Origin of the sequence: Comamonas sp. 23, from assembly GCF_049601575.1 — a bacterium.
In the GTDB taxonomy this organism is placed as follows: domain Bacteria; phylum Pseudomonadota; class Gammaproteobacteria; order Burkholderiales; family Burkholderiaceae_C; genus Comamonas; species Comamonas squillarum.
In genome coordinates this window covers 4107772-4126971 of record NZ_CP187127.1, presented here as the reverse complement: position 1 = coordinate 4126971, position 19200 = coordinate 4107772, and the positions used below count along the sequence as shown (strand labels likewise).

Annotated in this window: 23 protein-coding genes; 17 read left to right on the top strand and 6 right to left on the bottom strand. The window is 64.1% G+C overall.

Going from position 1 to position 19200, the window contains the following annotated elements:
* Positions 1-53 precede the first annotated feature (53 nt).
* Positions 54-734 (top strand): c-type cytochrome, encoded by a 681-nt coding sequence (locus ACPEE1_RS18715; RefSeq protein WP_182345088.1) that lies wholly within the window; start codon positions 54-56, stop codon positions 732-734.
* A 28-nt stretch (positions 735-762) separates the two neighbouring features.
* Here ACPEE1_RS18715 and ACPEE1_RS18710 read toward each other — a convergent pair whose 3' ends face one another.
* Both ACPEE1_RS18710 and kefC read right to left on the bottom strand, forming a co-directional pair.
* A complete protein-coding gene (locus ACPEE1_RS18710; RefSeq protein WP_021025342.1) occupies positions 763-1197 on the bottom strand; it encodes a DUF1841 family protein in 435 nt (144 codons plus the stop codon).
* Positions 1198-1270: 73 nt separating this feature from the next.
* Entirely contained in the window at positions 1271-3145 is a 1875-nt protein-coding gene (gene kefC, locus ACPEE1_RS18705; RefSeq protein WP_182345089.1) for a glutathione-regulated potassium-efflux system protein KefC, read from the bottom strand.
* Positions 3146-3398: 253 nt separating this feature from the next.
* Between kefC and ACPEE1_RS18700 the strand changes: the two genes are divergently transcribed.
* Positions 3399-4037 (top strand): LysE family transporter, encoded by a 639-nt coding sequence (locus ACPEE1_RS18700; protein ID WP_116924678.1) that lies wholly within the window; start codon positions 3399-3401, stop codon positions 4035-4037.
* 310 nt (positions 4038-4347) lie between these two features.
* Here the strand turns inward: ACPEE1_RS18700 and trmL are convergent, their stop codons facing one another.
* Together trmL and ACPEE1_RS18690 are read right to left on the bottom strand one after the other, a co-directional pair.
* Positions 4348-4833 (bottom strand): tRNA (uridine(34)/cytosine(34)/5-carboxymethylaminomethyluridine(34)-2'-O)-methyltransferase TrmL, encoded by a 486-nt coding sequence (gene trmL / locus ACPEE1_RS18695; RefSeq protein ID WP_182345090.1) that lies wholly within the window; start codon positions 4831-4833, stop codon positions 4348-4350.
* A gap of 64 nt (positions 4834-4897) precedes the next feature.
* Positions 4898-5665: a ComF family protein gene (locus tag ACPEE1_RS18690; RefSeq protein WP_232539541.1), complete on the bottom strand. Its 768-nt coding sequence runs from the start codon at positions 5663-5665 to the stop codon at positions 4898-4900.
* Between the two features lie 50 nt (positions 5666-5715).
* Between ACPEE1_RS18690 and ACPEE1_RS18685 the strand changes: the two genes are divergently transcribed.
* The 7 genes from ACPEE1_RS18685 to ACPEE1_RS18655 all read left to right on the top strand — a co-directional run bounded on the left by ACPEE1_RS18685 (position 5716) and on the right by ACPEE1_RS18655 (position 12139).
* The gene (locus tag ACPEE1_RS18685) at positions 5716-6624 is read left to right on the top strand and encodes a biotin synthase (RefSeq protein ID WP_182345091.1); all 909 of its coding nucleotides are present in this window, start codon (positions 5716-5718) and stop codon (positions 6622-6624) included.
* Positions 6625-6934: 310 nt separating this feature from the next.
* Positions 6935-8554, top strand: coding sequence for a cytochrome c oxidase subunit II (gene coxB / locus ACPEE1_RS18680; RefSeq protein ID WP_182345092.1), 1620 nt, complete (start codon positions 6935-6937; stop codon positions 8552-8554).
* A 39-nt stretch (positions 8555-8593) separates the two neighbouring features.
* A complete protein-coding gene (gene ctaD / locus ACPEE1_RS18675; protein WP_116924682.1) occupies positions 8594-10240 on the top strand; it encodes a cytochrome c oxidase subunit I in 1647 nt (548 codons plus the stop codon).
* A complete protein-coding gene (locus ACPEE1_RS18670) occupies positions 10237-10344 on the top strand; it encodes a cytochrome oxidase small assembly protein (protein WP_021026279.1) in 108 nt (35 codons plus the stop codon). The genes ctaD and ACPEE1_RS18670 overlap by 4 nt, the downstream gene beginning before the upstream one ends.
* An 18-nt stretch (positions 10345-10362) precedes the next feature.
* Positions 10363-10989 carry a cytochrome c oxidase assembly protein gene (locus tag ACPEE1_RS18665; RefSeq protein WP_116924683.1) on the top strand — a complete coding sequence of 209 codons (627 nt, stop codon included), beginning with the start codon at positions 10363-10365 and terminating at the stop codon, positions 10987-10989.
* Positions 10989-11201, top strand: coding sequence for a DUF2970 domain-containing protein (locus ACPEE1_RS18660; protein ID WP_021026277.1), 213 nt, complete (start codon positions 10989-10991; stop codon positions 11199-11201). Before ACPEE1_RS18665 ends, ACPEE1_RS18660 begins: the two co-directional genes overlap by 1 nt.
* A 56-nt stretch (positions 11202-11257) precedes the next feature.
* The gene (locus tag ACPEE1_RS18655) at positions 11258-12139 is read left to right on the top strand and encodes a cytochrome c oxidase subunit 3 (RefSeq protein ID WP_027010763.1); all 882 of its coding nucleotides are present in this window, start codon (positions 11258-11260) and stop codon (positions 12137-12139) included.
* Between the two features lie 26 nt (positions 12140-12165).
* On the opposite strand, the gene ACPEE1_RS18650 is transcribed toward ACPEE1_RS18655, so the two are convergent.
* Positions 12166-12384 (bottom strand): DUF2909 domain-containing protein, encoded by a 219-nt coding sequence (locus ACPEE1_RS18650; protein WP_116924685.1) that lies wholly within the window; start codon positions 12382-12384, stop codon positions 12166-12168.
* 203 nt (positions 12385-12587) lie between these two features.
* On the opposite strand from ACPEE1_RS18650, the gene ACPEE1_RS18645 reads away from it, so the two are divergent.
* From ACPEE1_RS18645 to ACPEE1_RS18625, 5 genes are read left to right on the top strand one after another with little or no spacing between them, the layout of a single operon-like run.
* Entirely contained in the window at positions 12588-13412 is an 825-nt protein-coding gene (locus ACPEE1_RS18645; RefSeq protein ID WP_232539542.1) for an SURF1 family protein, read from the top strand.
* Positions 13345-14085 (top strand): SCO family protein, encoded by a 741-nt coding sequence (locus tag ACPEE1_RS18640; protein ID WP_182345094.1) that lies wholly within the window; start codon positions 13345-13347, stop codon positions 14083-14085. The genes ACPEE1_RS18645 and ACPEE1_RS18640 overlap by 68 nt, the downstream gene beginning before the upstream one ends.
* Positions 14086-14097: 12 nt before the next feature.
* Positions 14098-15228: a COX15/CtaA family protein gene (locus tag ACPEE1_RS18635; protein ID WP_423934352.1), complete on the top strand. Its 1131-nt coding sequence runs from the start codon at positions 14098-14100 to the stop codon at positions 15226-15228.
* A 33-nt stretch (positions 15229-15261) separates the two neighbouring features.
* Positions 15262-16161: a heme o synthase gene (cyoE, locus tag ACPEE1_RS18630; RefSeq protein WP_116924688.1), complete on the top strand. Its 900-nt coding sequence runs from the start codon at positions 15262-15264 to the stop codon at positions 16159-16161.
* 7 nt (positions 16162-16168) lie between these two features.
* On the top strand, positions 16169-16777 hold the full coding sequence (locus tag ACPEE1_RS18625) for an SCO family protein (RefSeq protein WP_116924689.1): 609 nt from the start codon (positions 16169-16171) through the stop codon (positions 16775-16777).
* 38 nt (positions 16778-16815) lie between these two features.
* Here the strand turns inward: ACPEE1_RS18625 and ACPEE1_RS18620 are convergent, their stop codons facing one another.
* Entirely contained in the window at positions 16816-17646 is an 831-nt protein-coding gene (locus tag ACPEE1_RS18620; RefSeq protein ID WP_116924690.1) for an urease accessory protein UreD, read from the bottom strand.
* A 264-nt stretch (positions 17647-17910) separates the two neighbouring features.
* On the opposite strand from ACPEE1_RS18620, the gene ACPEE1_RS18615 reads away from it, so the two are divergent.
* Genes ACPEE1_RS18615 through ACPEE1_RS18605 form a run of 3 tightly spaced genes read left to right on the top strand, consistent with a single transcriptional unit; the run spans position 17911 to position 19176 of the window.
* Positions 17911-18213, top strand: a complete 303-nt coding sequence (locus tag ACPEE1_RS18615; protein ID WP_116924691.1) for an urease subunit gamma — start codon at positions 17911-17913, stop codon at positions 18211-18213.
* 31 nt (positions 18214-18244) lie between these two features.
* A complete protein-coding gene (locus ACPEE1_RS18610; protein WP_116924692.1) occupies positions 18245-18853 on the top strand; it encodes a HupE/UreJ family protein in 609 nt (202 codons plus the stop codon).
* A 14-nt stretch (positions 18854-18867) separates the two neighbouring features.
* Positions 18868-19176 (top strand): urease subunit beta, encoded by a 309-nt coding sequence (locus tag ACPEE1_RS18605; RefSeq protein WP_116924693.1) that lies wholly within the window; start codon positions 18868-18870, stop codon positions 19174-19176.
* Positions 19177-19200 lie beyond the last annotated feature (24 nt).

Genomic DNA, 19200 nt, shown 5'->3' with positions numbered 1-19200 from the left:
AACCCAGATCTCCGCATCACTGCGGCGGCCTGAACCACACGATTGTGCGCACAATGAATAAAAGATGGACCACGATATTTGCCTTGCTTGTCGCCTCAGCGACCGGCGCAGTCTGCGCGCAGGAGATCAAGGGCAATGCCAAGGCGGCTGAGGGCAAGGTGGCGATGTGCATCGGCTGCCACGGCATTGTGGGCTACAAGGCCAGCTTCCCCGAGGTCTACCAGGTGCCCAAGATTTCGGGCCAGAGCGAAAAATACATCGACGCTGCCTTGCATGCCTACAAGAAGGGCGACCGCAAACATCCGACGATGCGCGCCATTGCCGATTCGCTGAGCGAGCAAGATATTGCCGATCTGGCCGCCTACTACGCGCAGCACACGGTGGGCGAGACCCAGCTGGCGGATAAACCGTCCAAGGTGCCCAGCGCCGAGGTGGCCGAACTGCTGAAAAAGGGCACCTGCGTGAGCTGCCATGGCGACAACTTCTCCAAGCCGCTCGATCCCTCGTACGCCAAGCTCGGCGGTCAGCACCCTGACTACCTTTACGCGGCACTCAAGTCCTACACCATCGAGAAAAACGCCCGCATCGGCCGCAACCACCCGATCATGGTGGGCATGGCCAAGCAGCTGACCCACGCCGAGATGAAGGCGCTGGCCAACTACATTGGCAGCCTGGATGGTCCGCTGCAAATCGTGCCCGAGTCGCGTTTTCGCAGCAAGCAGGCCTCCAACTGACACCTGAGTCTGGCCAGTGGTTGGCCGCTCAGTCTTTGGTGGCCTGGCGCTGCACGGCCGCCACATAGGCATTGCCGTCCGGTGGGCGGCCCGAGCGCTGGCTCTCCCACAGCATCGTGCCCAGGCATTCCATGGCCACATGGTGGGCGTCGTGCAACGAACCCAGGCGCTTGGCCAGCAGCTCCACCGCCTGGCGAATGCCGCGCGGCTGGTCAATGCTGCACTGCTCGCTGATCGACAGGTGCATCGACAGGTGCAGGAAGGGATTGGTCTTTTCCGGCGTGAGGTCGTAGTTGCGGGCAATGGCCGCGTCCACATCGCTCAGGTCTTCGCGGTATTCCGGGTGCTCATCGATCCACAGGCTGGCCAGGGTTTCGATGGCCTCCATCGGCTGGCCCGCCTGGTGCTTGGCATAGGCGGCGCAGAAAAATCGCCGGACATCGGCTTGGGAGGGGTTGAACATAGGGCGCACAGCGTAGCATGCGCTTGGCAGCGACGCTGGGCTGTGGTTAAGGCGGTGGAGGGATGGCCGGCGCTCAGATCTGGCTGTGCGGGTCTTCGGGCGGCGGCGGGTAGGGGCTGCTCGGTGCGTCCTTGGCTTCCTGCACCTGCTCTTGCCTTTCCTGCCGCTCGCGCGCCATTTGCTCGACCAGTTGTTCACGTCCCTGCTTGGCAACGGCGAGCATGGTTTCGCGGTCATGGTGGTGTTCGTACATCTTGTCCGACAGCTCGATGTTGTGCGCGCGGAACACCGTCACCACGTACTGGGCGTCTTCGGCGCTGTAGCCCATCAGCTCCAGCGCCTTCTCGGCCGTCTGCAGGCTGGAGTCAAACACCTCGCGGTCGACATGGTGCACGCCCATGTCGCGCAGCGCATACCAGTGCGCCACATCCTTGGCCCGGGCGACGATCTTGAGGTGCGGAAAATGCTGCTGCACCAGGCGCACGATCTGGTTGGTCTGCAGCTCGTCATCCACGGCAATCACCATGACTTCGGCCTTCTCGGCGCCGGCAATACGCAGCAGGTCCTGGCGCGTGGCATCGCCGTAGAACACCCGGTAGCCAAAGTTCTGCGCCACTTCCAGCATCTCCACGCTGTGGTCGAGGATCACCGCCTTGATGCCCTGGCTCAGCAGCACGCGGGTGACGATCTGGCCGTAGCGGCCAAAACCGGCGATCAGCACGGTGGCCTCCTGCTGCTCACTCAGCTCAGGCGGCACATCGTCGCCCTTGGCCAGGTTGGCAAAGCGGGGCATCAGCCAGCGGTCCATCGCCGCCACGATGAGCGGCGTGGCCACCATCGAGATGGCGACCGAGCCGATCAGCAGGGACGACTGCTGGGGCGTCAGGATGCGCTGCGCTTGAGCCGCGCTGAACACCACAAAGGCGAACTCGCCGCCTTGGGCCAGCAGCAGGGTAAACAGCGGGCGCTCCTGCACCGGCATGCGCAGCAGCTTGGCCAGCCCATAGATGACCACGGACTTGATCAGCAGGAACATCAGCACCAGCACCAGCATGGTGAGCGGCGCCTGCAGGATGACCGCGAAATCGATGCTCATGCCCACCGCGATGAAGAACAGGCCCAGCAGCAGGCCCTTGAAGGGCTCGATATCGGTCTCGAGCTCGGCGCGGAACTCGCTGTCGGCCAGCAGCACACCGGCGAGAAAGGCGCCCAGCGCCATCGACAGGCCAATCTGTAGCATCAAAAAGGCAATGCCCACGACCAGCAGCAAGGCGGTGGCGGTCGATATCTCGCGCGACTCGCTTTGCGCAATCCAGCGCAGCACCGGGCGCAGCAGGTAGCGGCCCACCAGAATCACGGCCACGATGATGGCCAGGGTCTTGCCGATCTCCAGCAGGATGTTGCCGTCGTTCTGCGCCGCCTGGTGGCCCACGGCCAGCAGCGGAATCATGGCCAGGATCGGGATGGCGGCCACGTCCTGAAACAGCAAAATCGCAAAGCTGGTCTTGCCGCTGGTGGTGGACATCAGGTTGCGCTCGGCAATGCTTTGCAGTGCGATCGCGGTCGATGACAGCGCCAGGCCCAGCGCTGCAATCAGCGCCAGATGCCAGTCATAGCCAAAAGCCAGGCCCGCTGCAAAGAGCCCGGCGGTGCACAGCAGCACCTGGGCGGTGCCCACGCCGAAGATGGGCCGGCGCATGCTCCACAAGCGGCTGGGCTGCAGCTCCAGCCCGATCAGGAACAGCATCAGCACGACGCCGAATTCGGAGAAATGCAGGATGTCCTGCACATTGCTGACCAGCTGCAGGCCGCTGGGGCCGATGATGATGCCCGCGACCAGGTAGCCGATGATGGTGCCCAGGCCCAGCGCGCGGGAGATCGGCACCGCGATGACGGCTGCGGCCAGGTAGAGAAAGGTATAGGTAAGCCAGGCGGGAGCGTGTTCCATGCTTGCGTTTTGTTATCGGTGTTTTGTCGTTGCGGTGCACAGATTACTTTTATTTGCCGGGTCACGGTAATTTATTGCAATGTTTTGCGGTTGGCGCAGGTGGGTATTGCCGCCTTAGCTATCAAAAAGGGATGTGCGGATGCTCGGCAATGGCAGCGGCGCCCACGGGCCTGGCCGGGCCGCGCGATAATCGCCGCTTTGCCCCGCAGGGGCTGCGTTGGTGGCAGACGGCTCTGCTGCCTCAGGATGGACCATGGATTTGCATACTTGGATGGCGTATCTCGTTGCGGCTTGCATCATTGCCGTATCTCCCGGATCGGGCGCCGTGTTGTCAATGAGCCACGGGCTCTCGTACGGCGTGCGCAAGACCAGCGCCACCATCCTGGGCCTGCAATTGGGCCTGCTCCTGATCCTGCTGATTGCCGGGGCCGGTGTCGGCTCGCTGTTGATCGCTTCGGAGACGGCTTTCAATGTCGTCAAGATCGTCGGGGCCTGCTACCTGATCTATATCGGCTTTTCCCAGTGGCGCGCCAAGGGCGGCATCATGGACACCCAGGCCGAGCAGCCCGCCAGCGGCAGCTGGCAAAAGCGGGCGCTGAGCGGCTTTTTGACCAATGCCACCAACCCCAAGGGCATCATCTTCATGGTGGCGGTGCTGCCCCAGTTCATGACCTCCGAGCGGCCGCTGTGGCTGCAGTTGCTGATTCTGGCGGCCACCACCTTGGCCGTCGACACCGTGGTGATGCATGGCTACGCGGGCAGCGCCAGCGTGCTGCGCCGCCTGCTGCGCGACAGCCGCGCCATGCGTATCCAGAACAAGGTGTTTGGCGGCCTGCTGATGCTGGTGGGCATGGGCCTGTTTTTCGTCAAGCGCTCGCAAAGCGCGGCTTGAGCCTAAGAACCTGTTTAAAGTCTCCTCGCGCCGCGACAGTGTCTTTGCGAGATGGGATGCGAGGCACAGCGCGCAGCCAATAGCCAGCTATTGGCAAGCGCTGCAACGAAGCAGACCGCTCGCAAAGCCACTGTCCCTACGGGTTGGAGTGAAATCGGGCGATTTCTTCGCGCTGGCCCTTGCTTGCACCCCGGTGCAAGCTGCGTTCCATCCCTTCGAACTCATCCCGATTGCACTCCAACGCGGCTGCGAAGAGACTTTGAACAGGTTCTCAGACATGCCCCGCTGAGGTTGCGGGGCAGGTGGGTAGTTACTGCGCTGGCGTGCCGTCCGGCATCGCAAAGCCATTCTGGCGCCAGGCCTCGAACACCGTCACCGCCACCGCATTGGACAAGTTCAGGCTGCGCTGGCCCGCCACCATCGGCAGGCGCACGCGCTGGCTGGTGGGAAAACCCTCGCGCAGCGCCACTGGCAAGCCCCGGGTTTCACAGCCAAACACCAGCCAGTCGCCGGGCTGAAAGCGCACATCAAACGCCGGGCTGCTGCCATGGGTGGTCATCGCAAACATGCGGTCGGCGGCAGGCTGCATGCGTTCGATAAAGGCGTCCCAATGGGCATGGCGCTGGGTGGCGGCGTACTCGTGGTAGTCCAGGCCGGCGCGGCGCATCAAGCGGTCTTCCATCGAAAAGCCCAGCGGCTCGATCAGGTGCAAGCGGCTGCCGGTATTGGCACACAGGCGGATCACATTACCGGTGTTGGGAGGGATTTCGGGTTCGACCAGGACGACGTTGAACATGGCAAATGCGCAAAAACAAGGGCGCCAGTGTAGCGGCCCCGCCAAACAAGGGTGGACCGCTGCGCTATTGGCCGGGCGCCGGCGTTCTGGCAAACACCAGCGCCTGCACCGCTGGCGCGCCTTGCGCCTGCAGCAGCTGCGCCACCGCGCCCAAGGTGGCGCCGGTGGTCATCACATCATCGATCAGCAATGGGCACGCACCCAGATCCTGCGCTTGCAGGCCCGGGCGCAGCGCAAAGGCATGGCGCAGGTTGCGCAGCCGGGCAGCGCGCCCTAGGCCGGCCTGGGCGGGCGTGTCCACCAGACGCTGCAGGTAGCGCGGCTGCACGGTTGCCAGTCGCAGCGAGACAGGGGCCTGGCGGCGCAGTGCCTTGGCCAGCAGCAGTGCCTGGTTGTAGCCGCGCTCGCGCATGCGGGCAGCAGACAGCGGCACGGGCAGGATGACGCTGGCCTGCTGCAGACTGGCCAGCACCCCCGGCGTGTGCAGCAGCAACTGCGCCATGCGGTTTGCCCATGCCAGCTGCTGGTGAAATTTGAGCCGCAGCACCAGGGCATCCCAAGGCGGGCTATAGTCCACGGCGGCATGGCAGCGCTGCAACAGCGGCGCATCGCGCAGGCAGCCGGCGCAGACCTCGGTGCTGGCCGGCAGCGGCAGTGCGCAGCGGCTGCAGCGGCGCAGACCCGGCTGCCAGCAGACGCTGGCGCAGGCCGTGCAGATCCAGTCACTGGGCCAGCTGCGGCAGACTAGGCACTGGCTGGGCCAGTGGCCCAGCACCTGGGCCGCACGCTGCCACAGGCTGGGCCGGTGTTTCTCGGGTGTGGCTGCTGTCATCGCTTTAATACCAATCAATAATCTGCGCGCCAAAGCGCAGGTGTTCCCCCATGGCTGAATTTACCGCACCTCCGTCGATCGACCCCAACGCCGCCCATGCCTGGCAGCGGCGCGCGCCTGCGCACAGCCCCTGGCTGCACGAAGAGGTGGGCCGTCGCATGCAGGACCGGCTGCAGTGGATCGTGCAAAAGCCCGAGGCCTGGTGCAGCTGGGAGCCCGTATACGGCGGGCTGGAGGCGCACCAGCAGGTGGCAGAGCGCTACCCGGCGGCCGATATCCATATCGTGGAAAGCCGCCCGGCCCATGCCGCGCTGCTGCGCAGCCAGCTGGACAAGCCCTGGTGGGCGCTGAGCCGCTGGCGCCAGGCCAAGCTGCACTGGGGCCTGCCGGCGCCCGGAAGTGTGCAGATGCTCTGGGCCAATATGGCGCTGCACCAGCATCCCAACCCCCAGCAGCTGCTGCAGACCTGGCACCAGAGCCTGGCGGTCAACGGTTTTGTGATGTTTTCCTGCTTCGGGCCCGATACGCTCAAGGAGCTGCGTGCGGCCTATGCCAGCCAGGGCTGGCCCGCTGCCAGCCATGAGTTTACCGATATGCACGACTGGGGCGATATGCTGGTGCAGGCCGGCTTTGCCGAGCCGGTGATGGACATGGAGCGCATCACCCTGTCGTACTCAGGCGCCGCCCAGTTGCGCGCCGAGCTGCGCGAGCTGGGCCGCAACCTGCACCCGGCCCGCTTTGGCGGCCTGCGTGGCCGCCAGTGGCGCAACCAGCTCGATGCCCTGCTGACGGCCAAGCTGGCCGATGCCCAGGAGCAGGGGCGCCTGGTGGTCTCGTTCGAGATCATCTACGGCCATGCCTTCAAGCCCACGCCGCGCATGAAAGTGCAGGGCGAGAGCAGCATCAGCGTACAGGACATGCAGCAGATGCTGCGCCAGGGGCGCCCAGGTGGCGCCTGATGGCTGGGGCCGCTGCCGGCTCTGCTGATGTGTTGTGCGCAGGCGATTGGGTGATTCAGCAAACCACCTAACATATGGGCGCGCTGTCCAGTGGTGGACAGCTGCTGTTGTCAATCTCCAATGATCCCGGGATTGCATGGGTTGCAATCTTGCGCGGTTGCGGCCATGCTCGCTGTAATGACCAAGTGGCATGGGTGCAAGCGGAGATGCACCCGGCGGTGTCTGCACCACGCGGCTGGATGTCTTCCCCCCACAGGACACCCCAGCCTGCCCTACATAACGATGAGAAGATGAGAAGTAAGTGACAACTATGAAAAGTGATTCTCATAAGCTGGCTTCTTGGCTGCTGCTGGTGGCATCTGGCCTCACCTCGGCAGCACATGCGGTGCAAAGTCTTCCCGGCGGCCCGGCCGTTGGGCAGATGAACCTGGCGCCCCCCGTCACCCGAATTGCCCAGGAGCAGCACACGCTGCACTGGATGATGCTCTGGATCTGCACCATCATCTTTGTCGGTGTGTTCGCGGTGATGTTCTATTCCATCTGGAAGCACCGCAAATCCAAGGGGGCGGTGCCCGCCACCTTCCATGAATCGGTCACGGTCGAGGTCACCTGGACGGTGCTGCCCTTCATCATAGTGATCCTGATGGCCTTGCCGGCGACCAAGGTGCTGGTCGCACAAAAGGACACCACCAATGCCGACCTGACGGTGAAGGTGACTGGCTACCAGTGGAAATGGGGCTACGACTACCTGACCGGCGAAGGCGAGGGCCTGAGCTTTATCTCTACGCTGGACAGCGGCCAGCGCGCGATGTCCAACAGCGGCGATGTCTCCAAGGCGCCCAATGACTACCTGCTGCGCGTCGACAAACCTTTGGTCGTGCCCGTTGACAAGAAGGTGCGCATCATCACCACCGCTGCCGATGTGATCCACTCCTTCATGGTGCCGGCCTTTGGCATCAAGCAGGATGCGATCCCCGGCTTTGTGCGCGACACCTGGTTCCGCGCCGAGAAAACCGGCGACTACTATGGCCAGTGCGCCGAGCTGTGCGGCAAGGAGCATGCCTACATGCCCATCCATGTGAAGGTGCTGTCGGCCAGCGATTACTCCGCATGGGTCGCCGAGCAAAAGAAACTGCTGGCCGCGCAGGCCGATGACCCCAACAAGGTCTGGGAGCTGGCCGCACTGGTGGCCCGGGGCGAGAAGGTCTATGCCGCCAACTGCGCCGCCTGCCACCAGGCCAATGGCAAGGGGGCCGGCCCCATCAAGGCCTTGGATGGCAGCCCGGTGGTGCTGGGCCCCACGGCCGACATGATGCACACGGTGCTCGAAGGCCGCGCCAATGGCGCCATGCCGTCCTGGAAACAGCTGAGCGATACCGACCTGGCAGCGGTCGTCACCTTTACCAAGAACCACTGGAGCAACAAGACCGGCACCATGGTGCAGCCAGCCCAGTTTGTCGCGGCACGTACCGGAAAATTCCCGGAAGGCGGAGGCTTAGCAGGTGCTGCGCCGGCTGCAGCCCCCGCCGCGGCCCCTGCGGCGTCTGATGCCGGCGCTGCTGCAACCGCTGCGCCTGCTGCGCCTGCTGCGGCATCGGCATCGGCCACCGCAGAGGCGCCGATCTCCCAGGTGCTGTTTGCCAGTGGCAAGAGTGAGCTCGACAGCCAGGCCCAGGAGGCCGTGAAGAAAGCCGCCACCACGCTGGCCGGCCAAAGCGGCAAGGTGGCGTTGTCCGGTTTTGTCGATGGCACCGGCAATGCCGACCAGAATGCCGAGCTGGCCAAGAAGCGCGCGCAGGCCGTGGCCGAGCTGCTGGTGGCCCAAGGCGTGGCAGAGGCGCGTATCGAGATGCGCAAGCCGCAGACCATAACCGCAGGTGAGGGCGCTGACAGCCAGGCGCGCCGTGTCGATATTGTTGCTGCACCCTAAGGCGTGCAAGCCCTAGAAGAGCCATCGGAGTCAAGATTTATGAGCGCTGTTCTCCCCACAGACCCCAGCCATAGCGACCACGGCCACGCCGACCATGCCCACGACGACCACCACCATGGTGCGCCCACGGGCTGGCGGCGCTGGGTGTTTGCCACCAACCACAAGGACATCGGTACGCTCTACCTGCTGTTCTCGTTCACCATGCTGATGGTGGGTGGCGTGCTGGCGCTGCTGATCCGTGCCGAGCTGTTCCAGCCTGGGCTGCAGCTGGTCAACCCCGAGCTGTTCAACCAGCTGACGACGATGCACGGGCTGATCATGGTGTTTGGCGCGATCATGCCGGCCTTTGTCGGCTTTGCGAACTGGATGCTGCCGCTGCAGATTGGCGCGAGCGACATGGCCTTTGCGCGCATGAACAACTTCAGCTTCTGGCTGATGATCCCGGCCGGCCTGATGCTGGTGGGCTCGTTCTTCATGCCCGGCGGCGCGCCCGCTGCCGGCTGGACCTTGTACGCGCCATTGACCCTGCAAATGGGTCCGTCGATGGACACCAGCATATTTGCGATGCATATCATGGGCGCCTCGTCCATCATGGGCTCGATCAACATCATCGTCACTATTTTGAACATGCGCGCGCCAGGCATGACCTTGATGAAGATGCCGATGTTCGCCTGGACCTGGCTGATCACCGCCTACTTGCTGATTGCCGTGATGCCGGTGCTCGCTGGCGCAATCACGATGACCCTGACCGACCGCCACTTCGGCACCAGCTTCTTCAATCCCGCTGGCGGTGGTGATCCAGTGATGTACCAGCATATCTTCTGGTTCTTCGGCCACCCCGAGGTCTACATCATGATCTTGCCGGCCTTTGGCATCATCAGCCAGATCGTGCCGGCCTTCAGCCGCAAGAAGCTGTTTGGCTATGCCTCGATGGTCTATGCGGTGGCAGCGATTGCGATCCTGTCCTTTATCGTCTGGGCGCACCATATGTTCACCACCGGCATGCCGGTGACCGGCCAGCTGTTCTTCATGTATGCGACCATGCTGATCTCGGTGCCCACAGCGGTGAAGATCTTCAACTGGGTGGCGACGATGTGGCGCGGCTCGATGACCTTCGAGACGCCGATGCTGTTCTCGGTGGGCTTTATCTTTGTGTTCACGATGGGGGGCTTCACCGGCCTGATCCTGTCGATGGCGCCCATCGATATCCAGCTGCAGGATACCTACTACGTGGTGGCGCACTTCCACTATGTGCTGGTGGCCGGTTCGCTGTTCTCGATGTTCGCTGGCTACTACTACTGGGCACCCAAGTGGACAGGCGTGATGTATTCGGAGTCGCGCGGCCGCATCCACTTCTGGGGCTCGCTGATCTTCTTCAACATCACCTTCTTCCCGATGCACTTTCTGGGTCTGGCCGGCATGCCACGCCGCTATGCCGACTACCCGATGCAGTTTGCCGACTTCAACATGATCGCCTCGATCGGCGCCTTCGGCTTTGGTCTGATGCAGGTGTATTTCTTCGCCTTTGTGGTCTGGCCCGGCATGCGCCACCGCGGCGAGAAGGCTCCCCAAAAGCCCTGGGAAGGTGCCGAAGGCCTGGAGTGGGAGGTGCCATCGCCCGCGCCATTCCACACCTTTGAGACCCCGCCCAAGCTGGATGCGACTGCGACCAAGGTGATTGGATGATCACGCCGGCGCAGCGCAAGGCCAACCGGCGACTGGCATGGATTCTGGCGTCGATCGCGCTGGCGTTCTTCATCGGATTTCTCGTAAAAATGACGGTGCTCTAGCAGCACAGGGAGCAGCAGGTGAGCAGACACGCAGACAACGCGAAGATGGTGGGCAAGCTGGCCGTGGTCGCCTTTGGCATGTTTGCCTTCGGCTACGCGCTGATCCCGCTGTACAAGCGCATCTGCGAGGTCACCGGCATCAACATCCTGGCGCTGACTGAGCGCGATGTGCCGGGCAACGGCACGGCCGGCAAGAACGTCAAGCTCAACAGCCAGGTCGACGAGAGCCGCACCATCACCGTCGAGTTCGACGCGAATGCGCGCGGGCCCTGGAGCTTCAAGCCGGCGGTGCGCTCGATGCAGGTGCACCCCGGCGCGCTGAGCACGGTGATGTACGAGTTCCGCAACGAGCAGGACCACCGCATGTCGGCCCAGGCAATTCCCAGCTATGCGCCCAAGCAGGCCGCACCGTATTTCAACAAGCTCGAATGCTTCTGCTTCAACCAGTACACCTTGGAGCCGGGCGAGCGCAAGGAATGGCCGGTGGCCTTTGTGATCGACCCCAAGCTGTCCAAGGATGTGACGACGATCACCTTGTCCTACACCTTCTTTGAGGTCGGTGGCCGCATCCCGGCGGCACCTGCATCGACGGCGGTGCTGGCGCCTGCGGTGCAGGGTGCTGGCGCACCGGCAGGGGCATCCTGATGGCCAGCGCGCCCGGCCCGCAACCGCCGCGCAAGGGCAATCTCTGGCGCACGGTCAAAGCCGTGGCCTGGTCGTTTTTGGGCGTGCGCAAGGGTTCGGAATGGCAAGAGGATGGCGTGCAGATCACGCCACTGCAGGTGATCGCCGTGGGTTTGGTGGCGATCTTCCTGTTTGTGCTGGGGTTGATGGCCCTGGTGCAATGGTTGGTTTGATGCCAGTATTGGCATAGCGGAAGAATGAATTAATAAACGAAATACCAGGAGCAGCGATGAGTGCGACTTCCCATGGCACCACACCGTACTACTATGTTCCGGCCGAGTCCCGCCACCCGGTGATGGCGGCCATTGGGCTGGGCTTTGTCATTGCCGGCGCCGGCAACTGGGTCAATGGCCACACCTGGGGCATGTACCTGCTCTTTGTCGGCATTGCCTGGTGGCTGTTTGTGCTGTACCAGTGGTTTGGTGATGCGATCCGTGAAAGCGAGCAGGGCCTCTACAGCCACCGCATCGACCTGTCCTACCGCTGGAGCATGAGCTGGTTCATCTTCTCGGAGGTGATGTTCTTTGGCGCCTTCTTCACCGCGCTGTGGTGGGCGCGTGCCCATTCGCTGCCGGCGCTGGGCAGCCTGGACAATGCCATTCTCTGGCCCGACTTCAAGGCCGTGTGGCCCAGCGTGGAAATGGGCGCGACCGCCTCGCCAGCGGGCATCGTCGAGCCGTTCCAGACCGTGGGGCCCTTCTGGCTTCCCACCATCAATACCGCGCTGCTGCTGACCTCGGGCGTTACCTTGACCATTGCCCACCATGCCTTGCAGGCCGACCAGCGCAGCAAATGCATCCGCTTCATGTGGATGACCGTGGTGCTGGGCATCGTCTTCCTCTGTGTGCAGGGCTATGAGTACTTCCACCTCTACACCGAGCTCAACCTCAAGCTCAACTCCGGCACCTACGGCTCCACCTTCTACATGCTGACGGGCTTCCACGGCTTGCATGTGTTCATCGGCATGCTGATGCTGCTGGTCATCACCTTGCGGCTGCAAAAAGGCCATTTCACCGCCAAGAAGCACTTTGGCTTTGAGGGTGCTGCCTGGTACTGGCACTTTGTCGATGTGGTCTGGCTGGGCCTCTATATCCTCGTGTACTGGATGTAGTTGGGGTGGGGGTGCTGCCGAGGGCCTCAAGCCCCCAGCGGTATGCCATGGGGCTGCAGGTAGCCCAGCTTCCAGGCCAGCAAGATGCCGGCAAACACCAGCACCGACAGCGCAATGCGCAAGGTCAGCGCCCAGGCCATGCGCTTGCTGCCGGCGCCGGACTGGTTGCCGCGCAGCATGAAAATCCCGGCCGCTGCCAGGCAGGCCAGTATCACGACAAAGGCGAGTGCGATGAGCAGATGCATGGTGCTGTCCTCAGGGTGGTCTCGGTGTTCTTGGAGTGCGCTGCGAGTCGCTTCGAACGGCTCTCTGGCGCCCGGCGCAACAAACCCATTGTGCGGCAGCGCCAGACGGGGCGCTATCGGCCTGCACCCCAATAGCCTCTCCTCGCAGCATTGTGGCCAGCGTGCTGCTGGCTGCCGCGCTCTGCACCGGGTATAAGCAGCGTATGCCCGCGCCTTCTGCTTCCTCCTCCATCCCCAAGACCCCTACGGAGCGCCGCGCCCAGCTGCGTTTTGTGCTGATCACCGTTGCGGCAGCAGCCTCGATGCTGCTGACCGCCTCGCTGGGGTTCTGGCAGCTGCGCCGCGCCGATGAGAAGCTGGCCTACCATGCCCAGCTCGATGCGCGTGCAGCCCTGCCGGCGCTGGACGGGGCCAGCCTGTTGCAACCCATGAATGAGGCCGAGCGTTCCAGCCTGCAGCACCGCCAGGTGGTGCTGCGAGGCGAATGGCTGCCACAGTACTCGGTCTACCTGGACAACCGCCAGATGCAGGCGCGCCCCGGTTTTTATGTGCTGACACCGCTGCGCCTGGCCGGCTCGGTAGCGCCAGGCCAGCCGCAGACCGTGCTGGTGCAGCGGGGCTGGGCGCCCCGCAATTTTGAAGACCGCCTGGCGCTGCCGCAGGTGCAAACGCCTGGCGGTACCGTGCAATTGCAGGGCCGGGTGGCGGGCCAGCCGGCGCGCCTTTTGGAGCTGCAGACGTCCGCCGCGCAGCCAGGGGTTTCCCGAATCCGGCAGAATCTCGACACCGATGCTTACGCGCAGGAGACCGGACTGCCCTTGGCAGCACTGACCGTGGTGCAGACCGGGCCGGCCAGTGAGGGCCTGCTGCGCGACTGGCCCGTAGTAGGCAGCGGCGTGGAAAAGCATTATGGTTATGCATTTCAATGGTTTGGTCTGTGTAGCCTGATTGCGATCCTCTATGTCTGGTTCCAAATTGTCCGACGTGTCCTTCGACGCCGCAGCCACCCAGGCGCCGCCGCCCGCTGACGAGGCGCTGCTGGGCCTGACCGTGCATGGCCTGCCGCCTGCCGAGCAGGCGGAAGCCGCACTGGAGGAGGCCGAGCGCTCGCGCAGTGGCCGCCTCAAGATGCTGCTGGTGCTGCTGGTCTGTGCGGCGCCGGTGATCGCGTCCTACTTCACCTACTACGTGATCCGTCCCGAAGGGCGGCGCAATTTTGGCGAGCTGGTGGGCCAGCAGCCGACGATTCCGGTCGCGCAGGTCAAGACCCTGGACGGCCAGCCCTTTGAGCTGCAAAGCCTCAAGGGCCAGTGGTTGCTGCTGAGTGCCTCGGGCGCGGCCTGCGACGAGGTCTGCCAGAACAACCTCTACCTGCAGCGCCAGCTGCGCGAGAGCCTGGGCCGTGAGAAGGACCGGCTGGACTGGGTCTGGCTGGTGACCGATGACGGCGAGCCGCCGCCAGCCTTGCGCACGGCACTGGACCAGGCCACCGTGCTGCGGGTGCCCCAGGCGCTGGTGGTCCAGTGGCTGCAGCCGGCGGCCGGCCAGCAGTTGGGCGAACATTTGTACGTGGTGGACCCGCTGGGCCACTGGATGATGCGTTTTCCCGCCCAGCTCAGCCGCTCCGATGCGGCCAAGGCGCGCAAGGATCTGGAGCGGCTGCTGCGTGCGTCGTCGAGTTGGGACAAGGAAGGGCGGTAGTGGATAGCTAGCATGACATCGCAGGATTTATATGATTTCGCGCCGCTGGCGCGTGTGTTGCTGACCGGGGCCATCATTGCGCTGGGCCCCATCGTCTGGATTTGGTGGCGCCACCGCGGTGCCACGCCGCTCAAGCGCCTGCAGGTGCTCGCGGTGCTGACCCTGTTCCTGTCCTTTGACCTGGTGATGTTTGGCGCGTTCACGCGCCTGACCGATTCGGGCCTGGGCTGCCCGGATTGGCCCGGTTGCTACGGCAATGCCAGCCCGATTGGCGCGCATGCCGAGATCTCTGCCGCGCAGGCGGCGATGCCGACCGGCCCGGTGACCCATGGCAAGGCCTGGGTGGAGATGATCCACCGCTACCTGGCCACTGCGGTGGGCGGCCTCATCATTGTGCTGACAGCCAGTGCCTGGCTGCAGCGCAAACGCGGCGGGCCGCAGCCGATCAGCCCCTGGTGGCCGACGGTCACCCTGGTCTGGGTGCTGATCCAGGGGGCCTTTGGCGCGCTCACGGTGACGATGAAGCTGTTCCCGGCGATTGTCACCTTGCACCTGCTGGGCGGCACCGTGCTCTTGATGCTATTAACCGTGCAGGCAACGCGCCACACGCAATTTGCCGATAATCTAGGGTTAGTCCCAGTGCCGCGCCTGTTGCGCGGCCTGGTGGCGGTCACGGCGCTGCTGGTGTTTGCGCAGGTGACCCTGGGTGGCTGGGTCAGTACCAACTATGCGGTGCTGGCCTGCACCAGCTTTCCCATGTGCAATGGCGCCTGGTGGCCGGCGATGAACTTTGACGGGTTCCAGATCTGGCGCCCGCTGGGCTTTCTGGCCGACGGTGCGCATATCAGCTATGAAGCGCTGGTGGCCATCCACTACATGCACCGGCTGTTTGCCTACCTGGTGATTGCCGCCTTGCTGTGGCTGGGCTGGGCCCTGAGCACGGTGCCGCTGCTACGGCAGCAGCGCCGCTGGCTGGTGGGCCTGACGCTGCTGCAATTTGCCACGGGACTGTCGAATGTGGTGCTGGACTGGCCGATGCTGGCGGCCGTTTTGCACACCGGGGGCGCTGCCGCCATCATGGTGGTGCTGACCTGGATCTGGTGTACTGCGGGCCCTGAACCTGCCCGCAGTGCTGCGAGTTGATGACGCTGTATGGAACAAAGACTGAGTGCCCCGATGACCGAACTTGCCGCAACGCCAATGCCGAACCGCTTTGCGCAGTTCTATGCATTGACCAAACCCAAGGTGGTGCAGCTGATTGTGTTTTGCGCACTGATCGGCATGGTGCTGGCCGTGCCCGGTGTGCCCACCGGCGCCGAGCTGCTGCGCATGGCCGTCGCGTGTGTGGGCATCTGGCTGGTGGCGGGGGCCGCTGCCGCCTTCAATTGCCTGGTCGAGCAGAGCATCGATGCGCGCATGAAGCGCACCGCCTGGCGCCCCACAGCGCGCGGTGAGCTGTCCAACCTGCAGACCCTGATGTTTTCTGCCGGGCTGTGCATCGCCGGCTCGGCCATTCTGATCGTCTGGATCAACGCCATCACGATGTGGCTGACCTTTGCGACCTTTGTCGGTTATGCCGTCATCTACACGGTGATCCTCAAGCCGCTGACACCGCAGAACATCGTGATCGGTGGCGCATCGGGCGCGATGCCCCCCGTGCTGGGCTGGGCCGCGATGACCGGCGATGTCTCGCCCCAGGCGCTGCTGCTGTTTTTGATCATCTTCCTGTGGACGCCGCCGCACTTCTGGGCACTGGCGCTGTACCGGGTCGAGGACTACCGCAAGTCCGGCCTGCCGATGCTGCCGGTCACGCATGGGAACTATTACACCCGCGTGCAGGTCTTGCTCTACACCGTGGTCTTGTTTGCCGCCGGCCTGCTGCCCTTCATCATCCAGATGAGCTCCTGGATCTACCTGGTGGCCGCAGTCGTGCTGGGTGCCGGGTTCTTTGGCTATGCCTTTGCGCTGTGGCGCAATTACTCCGACGCGCTGGCGCGCAAGACTTTCCGTTTTTCGCTGGTCTACCTCAGCCTGCTGTTTGTGGCGCTGCTGGTGGACCACTATGTGAGCTGGTAAATCTGCAATGAACAAGCGCAATGCCCTTCGCTGGCTGGCGGGCTCGGCCATGCTGGCCTCGGCCGCCGGTGTCCTCACCGCCTGCAAATCCAAGGCCGATTTCAACGCCATCGACCTGACGGGCAGCAAGGAGTATGGACAGGATTTCTCCATGCCCGACCAGCATGGCCAGCGCCGCAGCATGGCCGACTTCAAGGGCAAGGTCGTACTGGTGTTCTTTGGCTTTACCCAGTGCCCCGATGTCTGCCCGACCACTTTGGGCGACCTGGCCGCCGTCAAGCAAAAGCTCGGCGCCAAGGGCGACAAGCTGCAGGTGATCTTCGCCTCGGTCGATCCATCGCGCGACACACCCGAAATCTTGCAGGCCTACCTCGCCAACTTTGACCCCAGCTTTCTGGCGCTGCGCGGCAGCGACGAGGAAACGGCCAAGATGGCCAAGGACTTCAAGGTCTACTACAAGCGGGTCGAGGGCCAGACCCCGGGCAGCTACACGATGGACCATACCGCTGGCGACTATATCTTTGACCCGCAAGGGCGTCTGCGCTTGTACAGCCGCTATGGCACCCCCGTTGAAACGCTGGCCAAAGATATCGAGCAGCTGATCGACGGCGCTTAAGCGCTTACACGCTTAACAGCGCTGGGCAAGCGCTGCACTCACATCGACCAGATACGCGGCCGCTGCGCCGGCAGGCCCCAGAGGCTGCTGCGCCAGTGGCCCCAGACCGTCTTCCACAGCTGCATCGCCGGCTCCACCACGGGCGCCAGGCCACGCAGCACCAGCATATGCTCGTTCGGCGCGGTCACCCCGGCCATCAACCCCGCTGGGCCTGCGTCCAGCAGCTGCTGGGTGCTCTCCAGCAGCGCTTCGCGTTGCGCGCGGTTGATGGGCGAGCCGCTGGCGTAGATCAAACTCCCCAGGCAGCGCTGGCCCGCCAGGCCCAGCTGTGCGTTGAGCAGCAGCCCATCATCGGCCCGGATACGGCCGCGTTCCAGAAAATGCCCCGGCCATGCGATGTGCTGCGAAAACACGCCCTGGGTAAAGGGCTGACCCGCCAGCGGCAGGCCCAGCGCGGTGATGTCCCAGGTCAGCAGCTCTGCATCCGGTGCCAGTTCCATCTGCAGCTCATTGGCCGCATCGCAGGCGTTGTAGGCAATGGCTTCCAGCGGCAACCATTCCAGCCGGGCGCCGGCCTGCAGTTTGAGGCGGGTGCGCTGCAAGGCCGGCTGGCCATTGCTCTTGTAAAAGCGCGTTGCGCCCGGCGTGGTGACGAGCGCATGGGCGCCTGCCGCCACCTCGACCGAGATATCCAGCATATCGCCACCCACCAGGCCGCCGGGCGGGTGCACCAGCACGTTGTGGCAAATGCCCGGGCCTTCGGGGTAGAGGCTTTTGAGAATGCGCAGCGGGCCATCGTGGCTGAACTGCACCGACGTCTTGCCGGCTTGCTGGCCGTAGCGCAGGTCTAGTTGGGCATGCCAGCTCATGGCTGCGGCGGGCGGTGGGTGCCTGGCGGGCAGCAGGGCGCAAGGGCCGGGATCGGGAGCGGGAGCAGGGGGACGAAAGACATGCGTGGGCTTTTGCAAGCCACGTGCCAGGAACTGCACTGCTCTGGGGTGTGGTCTGTGCCGAATTGGTGCATGCGCGGCTGCTGTGCATGCATGTGGTGCAAGGCGGGCGGGTGGCGGCACGGAAAGCGTGCATGCCCAGCCGTTGTAGCCCCTTGGCATGTGCCTTGCTTTGCACTAGGTATGGAACTGACACCTCGCGAAAAAGACAAGCTGCTGATCTTTACCGCCGCCTTGCTGGCCGAGCGGCGCCTGGCCCGGGGGCTCAAGCTGAACTACCCCGAGGCGGTGGCGCTGATCAGCGCCTTTGTGATGGAGGGCGCGCGCGATGGCAAGACCGTTGCCCAACTGATGAGCGCCGGCCGCACGGTGCTCACGCGCGCCGACGTGATGGAGGGCATTCCCGAGATGATTGCCGATATCCAGATCGAGGCGACCTTTCCCGATGGCACCAAGCTCGTCACCGTGCATGAGCCCATTGTCTGAACCTCCCATTTTTCTCGCGCACTCGACCACTATGAACTTCAAGAAATTCTCTGCCGCGCTGGCCACCGCCGCTGCGGCTTTGCCGCTGTCAGCCATGGCCCATGTGGGCGCCGATGGTGGCGGCCACCATGGCTTTTTGAGCAGCTTTGGCCATGCCTTTGCCCATCCGTTTACTGGCGCCGACCATATGGCCGCGATGCTGGCCGTGGGCGCCTGGAGTGCGCTGACGGTGACGCCCGCCTGGCGCGCACCGGCCGCCTTTGTGGCCCTGCTGGTGGCGGGGGCGCTGGCAGGTTTTGCCGGTCTGTGGGTGCCCGGCGTGGAGCCGATGATTGCCGCATCGGTGCTGGTGTTGGGCCTGCTGGTGGCGGTGCAAAAGCAGATGCCCTGGGTGCTGGCCGCTGCGCTGGCCGGGGTGTTTGCGTTTTTCCATGGCGCGGCCCACGGCTTTGAGCTGGCAGCAGATTCGGCGTTGGCATCGGCGGGCGCGCTGGCGGGCATGGCGCTGGGCTCGGCCTTGTTGCATGTGGGCGGCATGGTGCTGGGCAAGGCCCTCATGCAGCGCCACCGCTGGCTGGCCAAGCTGGCGGGCGGGGCCACCGCGGTCTTGGGCGCGGCCATGCTGACGCGCCTGGCCTGACGAGGAGCGGCACCATGATCCCAGGTGAACTGCTGCTGGACGAGGGCGAACACACGCTGAACCCCGGGCGCCGTACCACCACGCTGGTGGTACACAACGCGAGCGACCGGCCCATCCAGGTAGGGTCGCACTACCACTTTGCTGAGACCAATGCCGGCCTGAGCTTCGACCGCCAGGCGGCGCACGGCATGCGACTGCATATTGCCAGCGGCATGGCGGTGCGCTTTGAGCCCGGCCAGCAGCGCACGGTGGAGCTGGTGGATGTTGGCGGCGAGCGGCAGATCTACGGTTTTCGCGGCCTGGTGCAAGGGGCGCTGGAATGAAGCCCGGCATGCTGTGCCAGCGTT

Excerpts from the sequence above, each read along its gene's own strand:
- ACPEE1_RS18715 (WP_182345088.1), top strand. The coding sequence starts at position 54 with ATGAATAAAAGATGGACCACGATATTTGCCTTGCTTGTCGCCTCAGCG.
- ACPEE1_RS18710 (WP_021025342.1), bottom strand. The coding sequence starts at position 1,197 with ATGTTCAACCCCTCCCAAGCCGATGTCCGGCGATTTTTCTGCGCCGCC.
- kefC (WP_182345089.1), bottom strand. The coding sequence starts at position 3,145 with ATGGAACACGCTCCCGCCTGGCTTACCTATACCTTTCTCTACCTGGCC.
- ACPEE1_RS18700 (WP_116924678.1), top strand. The coding sequence starts at position 3,399 with ATGGATTTGCATACTTGGATGGCGTATCTCGTTGCGGCTTGCATCATT.
- trmL (WP_182345090.1), bottom strand. The coding sequence starts at position 4,833 with ATGTTCAACGTCGTCCTGGTCGAACCCGAAATCCCTCCCAACACCGGT.
- ACPEE1_RS18690 (WP_232539541.1), bottom strand. The coding sequence starts at position 5,665 with ATGACAGCAGCCACACCCGAGAAACACCGGCCCAGCCTGTGGCAGCGT.
- ACPEE1_RS18685 (WP_182345091.1), top strand. The coding sequence starts at position 5,716 with ATGGCTGAATTTACCGCACCTCCGTCGATCGACCCCAACGCCGCCCAT.
- coxB (WP_182345092.1), top strand. The coding sequence starts at position 6,935 with ATGAAAAGTGATTCTCATAAGCTGGCTTCTTGGCTGCTGCTGGTGGCA.
- ctaD (WP_116924682.1), top strand. The coding sequence starts at position 8,594 with ATGAGCGCTGTTCTCCCCACAGACCCCAGCCATAGCGACCACGGCCAC.
- ACPEE1_RS18670 (WP_021026279.1), top strand. The coding sequence starts at position 10,237 with ATGATCACGCCGGCGCAGCGCAAGGCCAACCGGCGACTGGCATGGATT.
- ACPEE1_RS18660 (WP_021026277.1), top strand. The coding sequence starts at position 10,989 with ATGGCCAGCGCGCCCGGCCCGCAACCGCCGCGCAAGGGCAATCTCTGG.
- ACPEE1_RS18655 (WP_027010763.1), top strand. The coding sequence starts at position 11,258 with ATGAGTGCGACTTCCCATGGCACCACACCGTACTACTATGTTCCGGCC.
- ACPEE1_RS18650 (WP_116924685.1), bottom strand. The coding sequence starts at position 12,384 with ATGCATCTGCTCATCGCACTCGCCTTTGTCGTGATACTGGCCTGCCTG.
- ACPEE1_RS18645 (WP_232539542.1), top strand. The coding sequence starts at position 12,588 with ATGCCCGCGCCTTCTGCTTCCTCCTCCATCCCCAAGACCCCTACGGAG.
- ACPEE1_RS18640 (WP_182345094.1), top strand. The coding sequence starts at position 13,345 with ATGTCTGGTTCCAAATTGTCCGACGTGTCCTTCGACGCCGCAGCCACC.
- ACPEE1_RS18635 (WP_423934352.1), top strand. The coding sequence starts at position 14,098 with ATGACATCGCAGGATTTATATGATTTCGCGCCGCTGGCGCGTGTGTTG.
- cyoE (WP_116924688.1), top strand. The coding sequence starts at position 15,262 with ATGACCGAACTTGCCGCAACGCCAATGCCGAACCGCTTTGCGCAGTTC.
- ACPEE1_RS18625 (WP_116924689.1), top strand. The coding sequence starts at position 16,169 with ATGAACAAGCGCAATGCCCTTCGCTGGCTGGCGGGCTCGGCCATGCTG.
- ACPEE1_RS18620 (WP_116924690.1), bottom strand. The coding sequence starts at position 17,646 with ATGAGCTGGCATGCCCAACTAGACCTGCGCTACGGCCAGCAAGCCGGC.
- ACPEE1_RS18615 (WP_116924691.1), top strand. The coding sequence starts at position 17,911 with ATGGAACTGACACCTCGCGAAAAAGACAAGCTGCTGATCTTTACCGCC.
- ACPEE1_RS18610 (WP_116924692.1), top strand. The coding sequence starts at position 18,245 with ATGAACTTCAAGAAATTCTCTGCCGCGCTGGCCACCGCCGCTGCGGCT.
- ACPEE1_RS18605 (WP_116924693.1), top strand. The coding sequence starts at position 18,868 with ATGATCCCAGGTGAACTGCTGCTGGACGAGGGCGAACACACGCTGAAC.